This is a genomic window from Taurinivorans muris (assembly GCF_025232395.1).
In the GTDB taxonomy this organism is placed as follows: domain Bacteria; phylum Desulfobacterota; class Desulfovibrionia; order Desulfovibrionales; family Desulfovibrionaceae; genus Taurinivorans; species Taurinivorans muris.
The window spans coordinates 1,920,455-1,938,095 of sequence record NZ_CP065938.1 but is presented as its reverse complement, the minus strand read 5'-3'; the positions used below and the strand labels follow the sequence as shown (position 1 = coordinate 1,938,095).

Annotated in this window: 12 protein-coding genes and 1 riboswitch; of the genes, 6 read left to right on the top strand and 6 right to left on the bottom strand. The window is 45.8% G+C overall.

Annotated elements, in window-relative coordinates; all coding sequences use genetic code 11:
- Positions 1 to 5: 5 nt before the first annotated feature.
- Positions 6 to 686 (bottom strand): sulfate respiration complex protein HmcE, encoded by a 681-nt coding sequence (hmcE, locus tag JBF11_RS08985; RefSeq protein WP_334315142.1) that lies wholly within the window; start codon positions 684 to 686, stop codon positions 6 to 8.
- A 21-nt stretch (positions 687 to 707) separates the two neighbouring features.
- On the bottom strand, positions 708 to 1,091 hold the full coding sequence (locus JBF11_RS08980; RefSeq protein ID WP_334315141.1) for a cytochrome c3 family protein: 384 nt from the start codon (positions 1,089 to 1,091) through the stop codon (positions 708 to 710).
- 494 nt (positions 1,092 to 1,585) lie between these two features.
- On the opposite strand from JBF11_RS08980, the gene rpoB reads away from it, so the two are divergent.
- The 6 genes from rpoB (at position 1,586) to JBF11_RS08950 (ending at position 14,319) form a co-directional block, all read left to right on the top strand.
- On the top strand, positions 1,586 to 5,734 hold the full coding sequence (gene rpoB / locus JBF11_RS08975; protein WP_334315140.1) for a DNA-directed RNA polymerase subunit beta: 4,149 nt from the start codon (positions 1,586 to 1,588) through the stop codon (positions 5,732 to 5,734).
- Positions 5,735 to 5,817: 83 nt separating this feature from the next.
- Positions 5,818 to 9,987: a DNA-directed RNA polymerase subunit beta' gene (rpoC, locus tag JBF11_RS08970; protein ID WP_334315139.1), complete on the top strand. Its 4,170-nt coding sequence runs from the start codon at positions 5,818 to 5,820 to the stop codon at positions 9,985 to 9,987.
- 345 nt (positions 9,988 to 10,332) lie between these two features.
- A riboswitch (cobalamin riboswitch) is annotated at positions 10,333 to 10,500 on the top strand.
- 31 nt (positions 10,501 to 10,531) lie between these two features.
- On the top strand, positions 10,532 to 11,431 hold the full coding sequence (locus JBF11_RS08965) for a sirohydrochlorin cobaltochelatase (protein WP_334315138.1): 900 nt from the start codon (positions 10,532 to 10,534) through the stop codon (positions 11,429 to 11,431).
- A gap of 43 nt (positions 11,432 to 11,474) precedes the next feature.
- Positions 11,475 to 12,698 (top strand): hypothetical protein, encoded by a 1,224-nt coding sequence (locus tag JBF11_RS08960; RefSeq protein WP_334315137.1) that lies wholly within the window; start codon positions 11,475 to 11,477, stop codon positions 12,696 to 12,698.
- A gap of 121 nt (positions 12,699 to 12,819) precedes the next feature.
- Positions 12,820 to 13,383, top strand: a complete 564-nt coding sequence (locus JBF11_RS08955) for a hypothetical protein (RefSeq protein ID WP_334315136.1) — start codon at positions 12,820 to 12,822, stop codon at positions 13,381 to 13,383.
- Positions 13,384 to 14,319, top strand: a complete 936-nt coding sequence (locus JBF11_RS08950) for a hypothetical protein (RefSeq protein WP_334315135.1) — start codon at positions 13,384 to 13,386, stop codon at positions 14,317 to 14,319. It abuts the gene before it with no gap.
- Positions 14,320 to 14,586: 267 nt separating this feature from the next.
- Here JBF11_RS08950 and JBF11_RS08945 read toward each other — a convergent pair whose 3' ends face one another.
- The 4 genes from JBF11_RS08945 to tatA all read right to left on the bottom strand — a co-directional run bounded on the left by JBF11_RS08945 (position 14,587) and on the right by tatA (position 17,548).
- Positions 14,587 to 14,961, bottom strand: coding sequence for a hypothetical protein (locus JBF11_RS08945; RefSeq protein ID WP_334315134.1), 375 nt, complete (start codon positions 14,959 to 14,961; stop codon positions 14,587 to 14,589).
- Between the two features lie 321 nt (positions 14,962 to 15,282).
- The gene (locus tag JBF11_RS08940) at positions 15,283 to 16,845 is read right to left on the bottom strand and encodes a Ppx/GppA phosphatase family protein (RefSeq protein ID WP_334315133.1); all 1,563 of its coding nucleotides are present in this window, start codon (positions 16,843 to 16,845) and stop codon (positions 15,283 to 15,285) included.
- 71 nt (positions 16,846 to 16,916) lie between these two features.
- Entirely contained in the window at positions 16,917 to 17,351 is a 435-nt protein-coding gene (locus JBF11_RS08935; RefSeq protein ID WP_334315132.1) for an ACT domain-containing protein, read from the bottom strand.
- Between the two features lie 2 nt (positions 17,352 to 17,353).
- The gene (gene tatA, locus JBF11_RS08930; RefSeq protein WP_334315131.1) at positions 17,354 to 17,548 is read right to left on the bottom strand and encodes a twin-arginine translocase TatA/TatE family subunit; all 195 of its coding nucleotides are present in this window, start codon (positions 17,546 to 17,548) and stop codon (positions 17,354 to 17,356) included.
- Between the last annotated feature and the right edge of the window lie 93 nt (positions 17,549 to 17,641).

Genomic DNA, 17,641 nt, shown 5'->3' with positions numbered 1-17,641 from the left:
AAGAATTACCAAGGGAAAGCAGGCCCGCGGTTGTGTCCGCCGCGTTTGATGGCGAAGTCCATGCCTATTTGCGCGCGTGACATGAAGAACAGGACGATATGGGAAAGTTTTGTAAACGGTGCGGCAATAAGGAAAATCTCTGCCGTAAGGATATGCGCAAATTCCCAAAATTCATAGCTTGATACGCTAAAACGGAACATGATTCCGGTCACAAGTGGCAACCCTGCAAGGATTAAAACAAACCAGTCTTGTTTTGTGGTAAGGGCTTTCGCAGCAGAGCAAGCGATCCTGCGGTATGCCAAGCCCAAAAGACCGAGCACGGCGATAATGCTGAGCACATCGGCAAGCCCGCTTGGCAGGCTCGGCAAAGAAATGCCAAACATATATTCAATAACGACAACGTGCTGCAAAAGGAACAGCGGCAATAATACCATACCGATATGGAACATGAAAAAAACAGCGGTCATGAACGGATTGATCCGCCAAGCGCGTGTTCCGCCGGGAAGCACCCATTTAAAAATGGAATGGAGAGCACCCTGCAAACCTAAACCCATTTGAGGTTTGTAGGCAACGCGGTCAAGCTTTTGGCTCAACCCTTTAATATAAAGAACTACCCGTGCGATCATGCCGATAACAAAAACTGCAACGGCAATATATAAAAGCGGTCCATAAAGAAAATTCAACATATTTTAGCCTCCCGTCATCCATTACTCAGCTGCGAATTTTTCATTGTGGCAGCTGCGGCAAGAAGTAATATTCGGTCCATCGCCCAATTCGATATGACAGCGTACGCAGTTTTTATGCAAATACGCAACCTTGCCGTCCTGCCCTTTTTCCTTGTCAACAGCCATAAACGCTTCATAATTATCGTCAATATGGCAAACAGTGCAGTCTTTGCCCAATTCTTCAAGCTTTGCGACATGCTTGTCATGCAGCGCATCGCCGTCTTTCATGGTAATGCCGATCATTTCCTGAGGAACAACACCAAAAGGATTTTTATCCTCTTCGGTGCCCGCATCCGCATTTGCATAAGAAAATGCCGTCAAACATAACGCCACAGCCACAACAGTTTTCATTGTTTTGCTTCTCATACACGCCCCTTCTAGGGTAAATTTATTTAACACAATACATTCATGATATGTTTTTTGCAAAAAAGTAATGCAAAAATGACTTATCATACAAGATTTTCTGTGCAAAGTATCAATTTTATACATACAAACAACTAAGCTGTCAACTATTGGGCATTTTATCACAAAATTTTTTTTATCACATCGAAAATCATTATCCGTGTTATTAAAAAAATTAAAATTTTTCACAAAAAATACTTGCGTTTTATTAAAAAAAAAGCTATTTTTTCAAATTCCAAAGCAACCTTTTTGCCCTTTGGATTTAACCAAAAAAGGAAATTGTGCAAACAATTCAAAGAGATACTAAGAGTAACACGGTTTTTGACTCCTAACTTTCATATTGAAAAGTTGGGGGCTTTTTCGTGTTTATTTTAGCGTTAACTAGCCTGCCAAAAAAATCATTTTTTGGGAGAACTTTCCTGCCTGACAGCAGGATAAAGCCATTTTGAGGTAAAGTAATGGGCCAATTAACGAAGCAATTCGGTAAAATCAAGGTTTCCATACCTATTCCCCACCTTCTCAATTTACAGGTGGATTCTTACAAAGCCTTCCTGCAGGAAGGAAGAAAAGAACGCCTGCCAGATGAAGGTCTTGAAGGGGTTTTTCGTTCCGTATTCCCGATAGAAGACTTTAACCGTACTGCAAGCTTGGAATATTTAAGCTATGACATCAGCGAGCCTAAATACGACCAAGCGGAATGCATTTCAAAAGGTCTTACCTATGAAGCACCTATCCGTCTTAAAGTGCGTTTAGACATTTACGATGTTGACGAAGCGACAGGAAACCGCACTTTCCGCGACGGTAAGGAACAAGACATTTATTTCGGCACACTGCCGCTTATGACCGAAAAAGGTACGTTTATCATCAATGGTACCGAACGTGTTATTGTCAACCAATTGCAGCGTTCACCCGGAATCATTTTCGAGCATGACGGCGGCAAGACCCACACTTCCCATAAAGTTCTCTATTCCTGCCGTGTTATCCCCATGCGCGGCTCATGGCTCGATTTCGACTTCGACCACAAAGATATTCTTTATGTCCGCATAGACCGCCGCCGCAAAATGCCCGCCACCGTGCTTTTGAAAGCCATGGGCATGAGCAAGACGGATATTTTGAACACCTTCTATAAAAAAGAAGAATACCGTCTTGAAGAAAATACGGTCCTTTGGAAAATCCAAAAAGAAATGTACCGCAAAGAACCTTGTTATACGGAAATCACAGATAAAGACGGCACTGTGCTCATCAAACAAGGCAAAGTCATGACCACCCGCGATTGGCGCAACCTTTGCAATTCCGGCAGAGAATACCTGGAAGTGGATCCCGCATCCATTTTGGGGCTTTTCCTTGCCGCGGACCTTGTCAATCCGACAACCGGGGAAATTATCGCGGAAGCCGGCGATGAAATCAACGCAGGTTTGATCGCCGAAATCCATGAAGCCGGAATTAAAGACATTCAAATCCTTTATACCCGGGGAGCGGACACTTCTTCCTCCATTCGCGACACCTTGGCTCTTGACAAAACAATGAACCAAGAAAAGGCGCAGGAAGAAATCTATCGCAGACTCCGCCCAAGCTCTCCTCCGACCCCTGAAATTGCGGCGACATTCTTCGATAATCTTTTCCGCAATATCGATTATTATGATTTGTCCTCCGTCGGCCGTTATAAAATCAACCAACGCCTCGGAATAAATGAAGATACCAATTTACGCACCTTGACCGACAACGATATTCTCACGGCTATGAAAGTGCTTGTTTCCTTAAAAGACACGCATTCAGCGGCTGACGATATCGACCACTTGGGCAACCGCCGCGTCCGCCTTGTCGGCGAACTTGTCGAAAACCAATACCGTATCGGTTTGGTGCGCATGGAACGTGCGATTAAAGAACGCATGAGCATTCAGGAAATCAGTTCCTTAATGCCTCATGATTTAATCAATCCGAAACCTGTTGCTGCGGTCCTCAAAGAATTTTTCGGAACAAGCCAACTTTCACAATTCATGGACCAAACCAACTCCCTTTCGGAAGTGACGCATAAACGCCGTCTTTCCGCATTGGGTCCCGGCGGTCTTACCCGTGAAAGAGCGGGATTTGAAGTCCGCGACGTCCACTCCTCACACTACGGACGCATTTGTCCTATCGAAACGCCTGAAGGTCCGAACATCGGTCTTATCGTTTCTTTGACAACCTATGCGAAAGTCAACGAATTCGGTTTCATCGAAACTCCGTACCGTGTTGTGAAAGACGGTAAAGTGACCAATGAAATCATTCATGTCGACGCGACAAGGGAATTGAACCAAATCATTGCGCAAGCCAATGTTCCGACGGAAAAAAACGGAACGCTCAAAGGCGATTTGATCACCGCCAGATCCACGGACGGCGATGTTTTGCAGGTCGGAAAAGAAGAAATCACCTTGCAGGACATTTCTCCGGGACAAATGGTTTCCATTTCAGCCGCGCTCATTCCGTTCCTTGAACACGACGACGCAAACCGCGCCCTTATGGGTTCAAACATGCAGCGTCAAGCCGTTCCGCTTCTCCGTTCCGAACGTCCTCTTGTCGGAACAGGTATGGAAATCGACGTCGCCCGTGACTCCGGCGCCTGCCTTGTTGCTGAAGGTGACGGCGTTGTCCGTTACGCGGATGCCGAACGCGTCATTGTTGCGTACGATGATTTATATATGGAAGAATACGGCGGTATCCGCACCTATAATCTTCTCAAATACCATAAATCCAACCAAAACTCCTGCTTTGGACAAAAACCGAGCTGCATGCCCGGTCAGCGTTTCAAAAAAGGCGATATTTTGGCTGACGGTCCCGGTATCGACAAAGGCGAACTCGCCCTCGGCAAAAACCTTACTGTCGCCTTTATGCCATGGTGCGGTTACAACTACGAAGACTCCGTCCTTATTTCCGAAAAAATGGTGAAAGAGGATATCTATACTTCCGTCCATATCGAGGAATTTGAAGTTGTCGCCCGCGACACCAAGCTCGGACCCGAAGAAATCACAAGCGATATTCCGAACGTCGGCGAAGATATGCTCCGCAATCTGGACAGCAGCGGGGTTATCCGCATTGGTGCGCCCGTAAAGCCCGACGATATTCTTGTCGGCAAAATCACACCGAAAGGCGAAACCCAGCTCACTCCCGAAGAAAAGCTTCTGCGCGCCATTTTCGGCGACAAAGCCCGCGATGTGAAAAACACTTCTTTGAAAGTACCTCCGGGAATTGAAGGAACCGTTATCGACGTAAAACTTTTCAACCGCCGTTCCGGAGAAAAAGACGAAAGAACGCACGAAATCGAAAATTACGAAATAGCGAAACTGGATAAAAAGGAAGCGGATCACGTCCGTGCTTTGACAAACCGCACCCGCGAACGTATGCGTCCGCTTTGCGAAGGCAAAGAACTCGCCCTTGAAATCCAAGGAAAACGCAAAGACGAAGTGCTTGCGAAAAAAGGCGATAAACTGACTTGGGAAATTATGGAAACCCTTCCGGTCAAAAAACTTGTCGCGGCGTTCAAAGACGCCCACACAAACGAAGAAATCGCCAATATGCTTGACGCATACGACAAGCAAGTCGACATCATCAAAAAACTTTACGACGCCAAACGTGAAAAAGTGACGGAAGGCGATGATTTGCCTCCCGGCGTTATCAAAATGGCGAAAGTATATATTGCCGTTAAGCGTAAGCTTTCCGTAGGGGACAAAATGGCGGGCCGCCACGGTAACAAAGGGGTCGTGTCCTGCATTCTTCCGGAAGAAGACATGCCGTTCTTTGCGGACGGGCGTCCCGTGGATATCGTTTTGAACCCGCTTGGCGTGCCTTCCCGTATGAATATCGGGCAAATTCTGGAAACCCACTTGGGCTGGGCGGCGAAAGAACTCGGCATCCAACTCGCCAACATGATCGACAACGGCACCGCCCTTGACACGGTCCGTAAAGAAGTGAAAGACATTTTCTCCACGGAAATGAAAGATTTGGACATTGACGCCCTGGTTGACGGCATGGATGACGAAACATTCAAAAATGCCGTGCGTGAACTGAGAAAAGGCATTGTCACCAAAACTCCGGTATTTGACGGCGCAAGGGAAGAACAAATCTGGTCTTGGCTTGAAAGGGCAGGCTTGCCTAATGACGGCAAAAGCGTGCTTTATGACGGCAGAACCGGTGAACCTTTCCAAAACCGCGTAACGACCGGGGTCATGTATTACCTCAAACTGCACCACTTGGTCGACGAAAAAATCCATGCCCGCTCAACCGGTCCTTACTCTCTTGTCACCCAGCAGCCTCTTGGCGGTAAGGCCCAATTCGGCGGTCAAAGACTTGGGGAAATGGAAGTTTGGGCTTTGGAAGCCTATGGTGCTTCCTACCTCTTGCAAGAATTTTTAACCGTAAAATCAGACGACGTTACCGGTCGTGTGAAAATGTACGAAAAAATTGTTAAAGGCGACAATTTCTTGGAAGCGGGTCTTCCGGAATCCTTTAACGTTCTTGTAAAAGAACTCATGAGTCTTGGTCTTAATGTAAATCTTCACCAGGAAGAAGGTAAAAAACGCCCGAAACGCAGCAGTTTCACACAACCTGCGCTCACAAGTGAAGATGAATAAGATATTGGTACGCTAGCCTTAGCGATTGCATATATTAGGCGGGGGCAAAATCCCCGCCCAAACCCTGAAAAAGGGAGAAAAAAATGAGTTTGGACGATTTGTTCTCCGTGCATAATAATGCGAACACCGGTGTAACTAATATTCGCAACTTAAAATCAATTCAAATCACCATTGCCTCCCCGGAAAACATTCGTGAATGGTCTTATGGTGAAGTGAAAAAACCGGAAACGATTAACTATCGTACTTTCAAACCTGAAAGGGACGGTCTTTTCTGCGCTAAAATTTTCGGACCCGTAAAAGACTACGAATGTAACTGCGGAAAATACAAACGCATGAAACATCGCGGCATTGTCTGTGAAAAATGCGGTGTCGAAGTCATCGCGTCAAAAGTTCGCCGTGAACGTATGGGACATATCGAACTTGCCGCGCCTGTCGCACATATTTGGTTTTTGAAAACACTTCCTTCCAAAATCGGCATGCTTCTTGACATGACCATGAACGATTTGGAAAAAGTGCTTTATTTCGATTCTTTTGTCGTTTTGGATCCGGGTTCAACCAATCTTTCAAAACTGCAAGTCATTTCCGAAGACCATTATTACCAGCTCATCGAACGTTTCGGTGAAGACGCTCTTCGTGTCGGCATGGGAGCCGAAGCGGTGCAGGAACTTCTGCGCGAACTTGACCTTGAAAAGCTCCGCACCGAACTGAGAGAAGAATCCCATACGACAAAAAGCCAAACCAAAAAGAAAAAACTGACAAAACGTTTAAAAGTCGTGGAATCATTCCTTGAAAGCGAAAATAAGCCGGAATGGATGATTTTGGAAGTTATTCCTGTCATTCCGCCCGACCTTCGCCCATTGGTTCCTCTTGACGGCGGACGCTTTGCAACTTCTGACTTAAACGATTTATACCGCCGCGTCATCAACCGGAACAACCGTTTAAAACGTTTGAAAGAGCTTGGCGCTCCCGATATCATCATCCGTAACGAAAAACGCATGCTCCAAGAAGCTGTGGACGCACTTTTCGATAACGGACGCCGCGGCCGCGCAATCACCGGTACAAACGGCCGTCCTTTGAAATCTTTGTCAGACATGATTAAAGGCAAGCAAGGCCGTTTCCGTCAAAACCTGCTTGGTAAGCGTGTTGACTACTCCGGCCGTTCCGTAATTGTCGTAGGTCCAAACCTCAAACTGCACCAATGCGGTTTGCCGAAGAAAATGGCTTTGGAACTCTTCAAGCCATTCATTTATTCCGAACTTGAAAAACGCGGGCATGCTTCCACAATAAAAAGCGCCAAGAAAATGGTGGAAAGGGAAGAACTCGTCGTTTGGGATATCTTATCCGAAGTGGTACGCGAATACCCTATTCTCCTGAACCGCGCCCCGACCCTGCACCGCCTCGGCATACAAGCTTTTGAACCGCTTCTTGTGGAAGGCAAGGCCATTCAGCTCCACCCTCTCGTATGTACGGCATACAACGCCGACTTCGACGGTGACCAAATGGCTGTGCACGTTCCTCTTTCCGTGGAAGCGCAAATAGAATGCCGCGTGCTGATGATGAGCACCAACAACATTCTTTCCCCCGCAAACGGCAACCCTGTCATTATCCCGTCACAGGATATCGTTCTCGGACTTTACTATATGACGGTGGACCGTTCCTTTAAAAAGGGCGAAGGCATGATTTTCTGCGCCCCTTGGGAAGTCGAAGCCGCCTATGACGCCGGCACTGTCGATTTGCATGCAAAAATCAAAGTCCGTATGGAAGACGGTCAGCTCGCCGACACGACTGTCGGTCGTATCCTCGTATGGGAAAGACTTCCCCATACCATGCCTTTCAAAGAAGTGAACACTATCCTTACCAAGAAGACCATCGGTAAATTGGTAAGTATCTGCTACGAACTCGCAGGTATCAAGGCAACCGTTATCCTTTGCGACCGTTTGAAAGCTATCGGTTATGAATTTGCAACCCGTGCAGGCGTGACTATCGGCGTGAAAGACATGATCATCCCTTCACGCAAAAAAACCATTATCGACAAAGCGCAAAACGAAGTTGACGACATCACCCGCCAGTACCGCGACGGTATCATTACCAGAACGGAAAAATACAACAAGGTTATCGACGTATGGACAAACACCACGGACGCCGTTTCCAAGGAAATGGTCAAGGAAATTTCCGTGGATAAAGTCCAGAACGCCAAGGGCGACACCAAGGAAGACACAAGCTTCAACCCAATCTACATGATGTCAAACTCCGGTGCCCGCGGTAACGCCGACCAAATGAGACAGCTTGCGGGCATGCGCGGTCTTATGGCGAAACCTTCCGGCGATATTATTGAAACGCCTATCACCTCCTCATTCCGTGAGGGGCTCACCGTGCTTCAATACTTCACCTCCACCCACGGCGCACGTAAAGGTCTTGCCGATACGGCATTGAAAACCGCAAACTCCGGTTACCTTACCCGCCGTCTTGTCGACGTCGTGCAAGATGTCATCGTTTCCATGGAAGACTGCGGCACTGTCGACGGTATCGAAATGACAGCCCTCATGGACGGCACGGATGTAAAGCTGACCCTGAAGGAACGTATTTTGGGCAGGACCCTGCTTTACCCTGTTTACCACCCTGCAACCCGTGAACTTGTTTACCCCGAAAACACTCTTGTAACCAAGGAAGTCGGCAATAAACTCGAAGAAATCGGCATTTCTTCCGTAACTATCCGTTCCGCCCTCACCTGTAAGGCTGAACGCGGCATTTGCGCGAAATGCTATGGACGCGACCTTGCGCGCGGACACCTCGTCAACGTCGGTGAAACCGTCGGCACCATAGCGGCGCAGTCCATCGGCGAACCCGGAACCCAGCTTACCATGCGTACGTTCCACATCGGGGGTACCGCTTCCCGTAAGGTTGAACAATCCAATTACTTCGCCCAATATTCCGGCAACGTTATCCTTACCCGTGTCCGTACTGTCGTAAATAAGGAAGGTATCACCACCGTACTTGGAAAGAGCGGTCAGGTAAGCATTATCGACGACCAAGGAAGAGAAGTTGAAAAATATATCCTTCCGAACGGCGCAAGACTCTTCGTAACCGACCAGCAAGCGGTGCAAAAAGGCGACAAGCTCGCAGAATGGGACCCATCGGTCGAACCGTATGTTTCCGAAGTCGACGGTGTCATCCGTTTCTCCGACATTATCGACGGCAAAACCGTTCAGGATAAAATGGACGAAGCGACCCACCAAACTTCACAAACCATTATCGACTACCGCACGACGAACTTCCGTCCCGCCCTTTCCGTCACCGATGAAAACGGAGTGCTCAAAAACCGTCCGGGACAAACCAACGCGCCTGCGACCTACGCAATGCCTGTCGGAGCCATTCTGATGGTAAAAGACGGACAAAGCATAGCAGCCGGTGACATCATCGCCCGTAAACCCCGCGAATCCTCAAAAACAAGAGATATCGTCGGCGGTCTTCCGCGAGTTGCGGAACTTTTTGAAGTGCGCAAACCGAAAGATATGGCAATTGTTTCTGAAATCGCCGGCAGTATCGAGTTTTCCGGAGAGTCCAAAGGAAAAAGAAAGATTGTTGTCCGTCCTGACACAGGCGAAGCAAAAGAATATCTCATTCCTAAAGGCAAGCACATCATTGTTTCCGACGGCGACTTTGTCGACGCCGGCGACTTGCTCACGGAAGGTCATCCGGAATTGCACGATATTCTGAAAACCCGCGGCGAAAAGCACCTTGCACGTTACTTAGTGGACGAAATTCAGGAAGTTTACCGTTTCCAAGGCGTTGCCATCGACGATAAACACATCGAAGTCATCGTGCGTCAAATGCTGAAGAAAGTTTCCATTCTCGATTCAGGCGACACGACATTCCTTATCGGGGAACAAGTGGATAAATCCGAATTCAGAGAAGAAAACCAAAAAGCTCTTCGCGAAGGCAGACAACCGGCTACCGCCGAACCTCTTGTCCTTGGTATCACGCAGGCGTCCCTTTCCTCCCTTTCATGGGTTGCAGCCGCTTCATTCCAAGAAACGACAAAAGTTCTTACGGAAGCCGCCCTCAAAGGAAAACACGACTCCTTGCGCGGTCTTAAGGAAAACGTTATTGTCGGCCGTCTTATTCCTGCCGGTACCGGTTATCGCGAATACGTACACCAAGACATCAACGTGCCGGAACAAAAGGAAAGACCTGATAAATTCCTCATGGAACTTGAAGAAAACCCCATTTTGGTGGACTTCGACCAAGAGTAATTATCAGCTGACAGTCATATGAAAAAAGGAGCGATTTCTCGCTCCTTTTTTCATATTTGTGCAGCCTATTCTATTTTTTAAAAATATTTTTTCTATGATACATTAAAAATTTACTTTTCGCATTATCAACCGTAATTTTCATTTTTTTATTCAGTAAATATTTTTCTCATTCCTCTTCATCAACCATTGTTGCAATATTTTCCAATAATTGTTCACGAGTTTCAATTAATTCCATGTTAAAACTATTTTTCTTCATAGTTCTTATCCTATTAAAAGATAATGTTATATTAACAAATAAATTCCTTAGCTTCAAACACAACTTGACAAACAACATGTTTTTATTAAAATTCCAAACAACTTACAGGTTCTGCATAATGCAGGTAAATGGGAAGTTAACAACGCTAGACCGTAGCCGTGAAAGGGGACTGCCTTATACACGCCACTGTGAAAACGGGAAGGCATAAAGCAGGATAATCCTTGAGCCGGAAAACCAGCCTATAAGTGCACTCAAAATCGTTCACGGTATCTGAACAAGGAGTTTCACATGAAATCTTTTTCTATGCGCGCAGGCATTTTGCTTGCCTCTCTTTTTGTTTTTTCTTTTTCGCTTTTTGTAAATCCCTTTCCTGCTCTTGCAAAGGAACTCACAATCTTAACGGCTTTCGGCACAAGTGACATGGAAGCCGGCAAATCCCTGACTGCCATTAAAACAGCCTATGAAAAAAACGGCGATACGGTGATTTGGGCGTATTCTTCCAATATTATCCGCGCCAAGCTCAATAAAGAAAAACAAGTTGTGTATTCCGTCACGGAAGCTTTGGACTTTGCAGCAGAAAACGGCTATAAGGACGTAAAAATCCAGTCCCTGCATGTTGTTCCTGCTGAAGAATACATGAAAATATGCCGTTTAATCAGCCGTTACATGGAAAGCAAAGGCGAAAATTTTAATTCCGTAACCATGGGGCACCCTCTTTTATCTTCCAAACAGGACCTCGACAAAACCGTTGAGGCTGTTTTTTCCGCCCTTCCGAAAGAACGCACCAAAGAAGACGCCCTTATTCTCATGGGACATGGCAACGACAGGGGCACAGGCGATTTAAGCCTTTTGGCGGCAGCCCATGCATTCCATTCCGCCGACCCCATGGTTTGGCTGGCGACCGTCGAGGGAGCGCTCGCCTTTGACAATGTTCTTGCGGAACTTACACAAACAAATGCCCAAAAAGTATGGCTCATGCCTTTTATGGTTGTAGCGGGCGACCATGCTAAAAACGATATGGCTGGCGAAGAAGAAGCGTCTTGGAAAACCATACTCATTAAAAAAGGTTATGAAGTCCATACTGTTTTAAACGGCTTAGGTTCAAATCCGAAGATACAAAACCTTTTTATTGAACATACCAAAAACAGCCGCGACAACATCAAAGACGGCACAATCATTTCCCGCTAGGTAAGCTCCGCATGGCATTCAACAGACTACCGCATTTATTTAAATGAAAAAGAAAAAAGAAAAATATCCTTGGCAATCGCCATTTCGCTGTCTGTTGCTCATTTTTGCCCTTTGTTTCGCATGGTTCCTGACGCTCAATATGCCCAGCAAAGAATTTGCCATTCATACAAAAACGCAGATAACCGCCGCTGAACAGGCAAAGCTTGAGCATGCAAAAACCTATTTGTCAGAACAAAACCGAACAGAAACACAGAGCAAGGCAAAACACGAAAAACAAGAAACAGCAAATCCTGCCAAGAGAAAAGCCCCGTTGGCCGCTTCCGATAAACTTACGGCAAAACTGAAATCCATAGGACGCCTTTTTCTTATGGTCGGAATCGCCGCCTTTTTGGGAGCGCTCATGGAAGCAAGGCGCTGGTATCGCTGCCTTGGCAAAGGGCTGATAAAAATCACCCAAAAGGCGCGCCTGCCTGAAATTATCGGACTAGCCATGCCCATAGCCCTGTATTCTTCCGTCGGGGCGAACAGCATGCTTGCCGCAAGCCATAAAAACGGAGAAATCCCCTCTTCCGCCCTCATTGCCGGAGGCATGGCGAACAGCTATTTAGCCCACGTGTCCCATTCCGTGCGCGTGATGTATCCGGTTATCGCCCTGATCGGCGCCGCAGGAGTCGGATTTTTCGCCGTGCAATTATTAGGGGGCTTTTTACTGATTTGCGGGGTTTTCTTTTTCCATTGGCACACGAGCAAAAACAGCCAGACTGATTTCTCCCGTTTAAAACTTGAGCAAAAAGAACCCGTTCCTTGGAAAACAGCCCTCGGACAAGGGGTACTCAAAAGCTTGGCTATCCTCTTTCGCATGGGATATATCACCGTTCCTCTCATGCTCGGAACAGAATGGATAGTAAAATCGGGCATGCTTGATTTTTGGGAAGAAGCCGTGCCTTATCAGGTGGCGAAATTCTTTCCGGCAGAGCTTATCGCCATTGTCATCGCCCAAATTGGGGGGCTTATCCAATCCGCAAGCGTTTCTTCGCACTTTTTAGCTGAAAACATGGTCAGCCATGCCCAAGTTTTGCTTGCTATGCTTGCGGCGAGCGCCATCGGCAACCCTATCCGCACCTTGCGAAGAAATTTACCCGCGGCCCTTGGAATTTTTCCGGCGCATGCCGCCCTTATCATTGTCCTATCCATGCAATTCGCCCGTTTTTTGATTACCATACTCGGCAGTATGCTTGTGCTGCTTTATTTATCTTATGAATTTTAAACAATCAATGCTTACTATTCAATACGTTTGACGGTTTTATCTTAAGTAATGGGTTGACAGCACAACATAATGTTTATATTCAATAGCTATCTTAACACAGCCATTCAATCAGGAGGCACAGATGAAACTCATAGCTCTTTTAATGTTATTCGTCACTATTTTTTGTTTTTCAAACATATCTTCGGCAGCTGCGCAAAGTGCGCAAAAATCCGGCAATCCCCCTACTGCCCACGCATATCGTTCAAAAGCTCCGCAATTAAAAGAAATGGGAGGACAAGAAGTCGATACGAAATATTTCAAAGTGATTATTCCCGCCGGCTGGAGCATGCCCGTCCCTGTACAAAGCACCCCTCACAATGGCGTTACCGCCCTTTTTGTCAGCATGAGCCAAAGCCCTGCCGTTTCCATTACTGTTATGGAAACTCCCGCCACTGCAAAACAACTTGGTGAAATGACACTGGAAAACATGAAAAAAGGCGGAATTGCCTCCACCCCGTTGGAAGAAAAAGACGGCATGTGGCACTCCAATCTTTCAGGTAAGGGAAAAGGTTCCATTTGGTTTGGCGACAATAACGGAATAGCTTCCGTAACGGTCATTACCGGTGACGATATTGAAAAAGCGGAGGACTTTTTCTCCGTTCTCTCCCCAAAGACAGAAAGACTTTTCCCAAAGAAAGCGCAATAAATGGATACTTCATATTCCTATCAAGGATTTTCCGTACAAAAACTGGAAGAACTCTGCGATAAAGAACATCGGCAGGCAGGACCCTGCCCTCCGGTCTATCCCTTGGCGGAGCAATATTCACAAGGACGCATTTACCGCGAATACGCCCGTTTCCCCATGGAACTGCCTCTTTATGTCTATTCCGACCATGGCATACATTTATCCGCAGAACTGCGTCCCGATGAACGAACCCAAAAGGCTTACGCCATGTTCAGTTACAGCAGAAGCCGTTTTCCCATGCTTGAGCAAAGCCTCGCCCCGCAGCCGTGCTACCGCATTCCGCACCCTCTTGTCTGGTACAGGCATGAACACAATATCGAACAGGCAAAAACTGCCAAAGGCACCATTTGTTTTCCCGCCCATTCCGTATTGGGAAAATTCGCCATTTACGACATTGCGGAATTTTGCCGGCAGCTGCGCGAACTTCCCGAGGCAATGCAGCCGGTCAATATTTGCCTTTTTATGACGGATATACACCGCGGTACCCATTTGAAATATCTTGAACAAGACATGCCCGTCGTGACAGCCGGCAGCGTTTGGGATATTCGTTTTGTCGACAGGTATTACGATATTTTAAGAAATTACCGGTACGCTCTTTCCAATTGTATTGGGGCGTATACCTATTACAGTGTTGAAATGGGCATGCCTTTTTCTTTTCTTGCGGGCAGCTGCCACTATAAGGACCCGCAAAACAATGAACTGCCGGACGAAAGGGCGGAAAAAAAGGAAGTTGAAAAACTTTTTTCGGGCATTCACACAAGCATTACGAAACAGCAAAAAAATTATATCGCCTATGCCTTTGACACGAAAGACTGTATCAGCCGCGAGCAAATGCATGAAATCCTCGTGCGCGCCTATGCAAAATACAAGCTTGACACAGCAGGAAAAACTGTATGATTTAACTAAATCAAGCAAAAAATTCCGACATCACACACACACAAAAAACGGGTTATCAATAACCCGTTTTTTGTGTGGAGGCAGTTGCATAATGTTGCGATGAATTATGAACGGCTATGGCAGATAAAATTTTTCGTTAAGGTATTTTTATGTTGCCGATATTTAATTTTCTTTTTCTCTATCCGTTCCAAACTTCAGGCAATTTCATCAGCAACGGATTTCGTGTTTCCGTTTTCGGAACCACACACTATGCCAACGGCAGCCGTATCATTCCCCTTGGTAAGATTTATGATTTTTGCAAGAGCAATTCTTACAATTTCCACAACATTTCTTTTCCCTTTCTTTCATTAAAAGCAATCTTGAACCGTCAGGACCGATACGTTCCCCTTTCTTCCCTTTAAAAAACAGGCAGGCCGTCGGAACATCAATCGCCGCAAAAGCGGTCTTGAAGTATTCCGCCCCGCATTCCACAACATTCTGAATTTGTGCGGTATCTATAAAAATACGCCCACTGCCCGTATAAGCGGTTTGCAGGATTTCCAAAACCGCACCCGCCGTATTCCGATTAAATTCACCGCTTACATCCACATGGATATTGCCATTGCTACACCTATAATCAACTCTATAATCCGCTGAAACCATATTCACTCCTTTCTCAGCCCGGAAATTCACACAAACGTTTGTTAAAGACATAATGCCTTAATTGAAATTGAAAGTCAATATCAATTTCAATTAAATTTTTCCATTATATAAAAAAGACCGCAATTATTTGCAGTCCTTTACTTTTTCAGAAATTTTATTTTTATCTTTACAAAACAGAACCGAAATACTGGAAATTATGTACTCACAAAACGGCAAAAGAACATTTGTCTATGCTTTTCCCGAAAAAATACTCCGTTAACAAGCGTATGAGATTTTTAACAACCCTATCCCGGCATAAGGCAAGTACGGCAAAAACAAAACTCAATCCTTAATCTTCCAAACAAGACTTTGCAAAGCCGGAATTGTCCGTCTGAGAAGAGGTAAACCCTCTGTGAGTTTTTTCCGCTCCAGGCAATCAGGTTCGGAGCTGACGGCACAAATATTTACCGTATCGCCATTTTTCTCAAAATACACATCATCCACATATTGCTCATGGTTTCTGTCCAAGGCTTCAGCTATCTTGAGAAAACTTGCAAGCAATTCCAAATCTTTTTTTTCTTCCGGCGCAATCTCCGTACAGGATTGCAAACAGGAATTTTCTTTCATTCTGTGCGAACCGACCAAAAGAGCCAGTTCCAACTGCCTTTTTTCTGTAAAACCAAGCAAATTGGAATAATTTTTCGCAATATACCAACCATGTTCATCATGCTTCGCAAAGGCGAGCACAATGCCGATATCGTGCAAAATCCCCGCATAATAGAGCGTTTGCCGTTTAAATTCCGAAAAAGAATGCAAAGAAAGGCTTTTTGCGCTATCGAACAAGCGTACAGCCAAATGGGCGACATGCTTTGCATGCTGTTCTTCATATTTTACGGAACGGGCTAATTTAAAAACACTTTTTTCCTGAATGATGGTATTCTCATGTACGGTCGCGTGAGGATATTTTTCTTCAAGGTAAACCCTTAAAATTCCCTCGCGAAGACCGGAATCGCTGACATAACAACCGCTGAAGCCAAGTTCCTCCATAACGGTCTGCAAAATGGCTATCCCCGGAATGATGATATTGACCCGTTTCGGATGCATGCCGATAATCCGTTTGCGTTCTTCCTCAGTTTTCGCGCAAAGCATGCGGGCGATTTTGCAAATATTCTTATAGGAAAGAAAATTTTTCTGAAAAAGGCTTTCTTCATCCAGACTCTGCGCTATCTGCAAAAGACAGCGCGCGGTGCCGGAACTTGCTGCCATTTCTTCCAAGACATAACCGGACAAACGCCCGAGGGTATGGTTTATTTCAAGACGCACATAATCCTGTATTCGGGCGTATTCCTCTTCGCTCACCGCTCCGTGTTTATCTTTCATGAACATATCAGCCAAACGCACACAGCCGATTTTCACAGAATCAAGTTCCCTGTGGGAATAGGAATCCCCCACGATAAATTCCGAACTGCCCCCGCCGATGTCCAAATAAAACCGTAAGGTGTCCGATACCGGAAAATCCTGCGAAACACCTTTATAAATGAGCCGGGCTTCTTCCAAACCGGAAATGGAATAAAAAACAATGCCCGTTTGCTTGGTTATTTCCGCTAAAAAGGCTTTGCCGTTCTCCGCGTCCCGCACCGCCGCCGTCGCAACGGCCAAAAACTCGTCCGCAGAATGTTTTTTGCAAAGGGCAACGAAATTCCGCAAAACCGACAAGGTTCTTTGCATGGCGCTTTCCTGCAATTTTTTTTGCAAAAAAGCGTCCCGCCCGAGCTGAACCATCTCTTTTTCCTGCAAAATGAGCGAAGCGGCGCCATTGGGCTGGATCTGCACAATATTCATGCGCACGGAATTGCTTCCAAGGTCAATAATGCTTACCTTTTTTACCGTTTTTTCGCGAACCATACAAACAAACCTGCAATATCACATGTTGAAACAGCATAAAAAAAGCAATGCCCGCGCATTGCCTTTTTTACTTAATTCGAACCGCAAACCTTTGAAACGGGCAGCACGGCAATATTATTTTTTTTCAATTCTTCAAGAGCGTACTCTATTCTGTCCAAACGGAAAATAAGCGTCGCATTTTCACTGTTCTTTTGAACGAATGCATACATATATTCAACATTGACTCCGGCAGTTTCAAAAACCTGCAAAATAGCCTGCAAACCTCCGGGATGATCTCCTACCTCGACAGCGATAACCCCTGTTTTTCCGACGGTAAAGCCCTTTTCTTTCAATACGTTCTGAGCTTTTTCTATATCATCGACAATAAGGCGCAAAATGCCGAAATCCGACGTATCAGCCAAAGACAAGGCGCGGATATTGATACGGGCTTCCGTCAAGGCTTTTGTCACTTCCATTAAACGGCCTGCTTTATTTTCAAGGAATACGGATAATTGTTCAACAATCATAACTAGCCTTCCTTATTTTCTTTTTTAGTATCAGCATTAGGGGTTATATCGATTTCATCAGGCTGGGAAACACCCTGTTTAAAATTCCGTATCGCTTTGCCGAGTCCCGCACCTATTTCCGGAAGTTTCCTCGCTCCAAAAATAACAAGAATCAGCAATAAAACAACCAGTATTTCATGCGTACCAATTCCGAACATATAATCCTCCAGTACATTGCACTTTTTTCATATATAGCGTCCTATATTTATTTAGTCAAGTTACGAAAGTCCGTAACATGCGATTTTAACAAT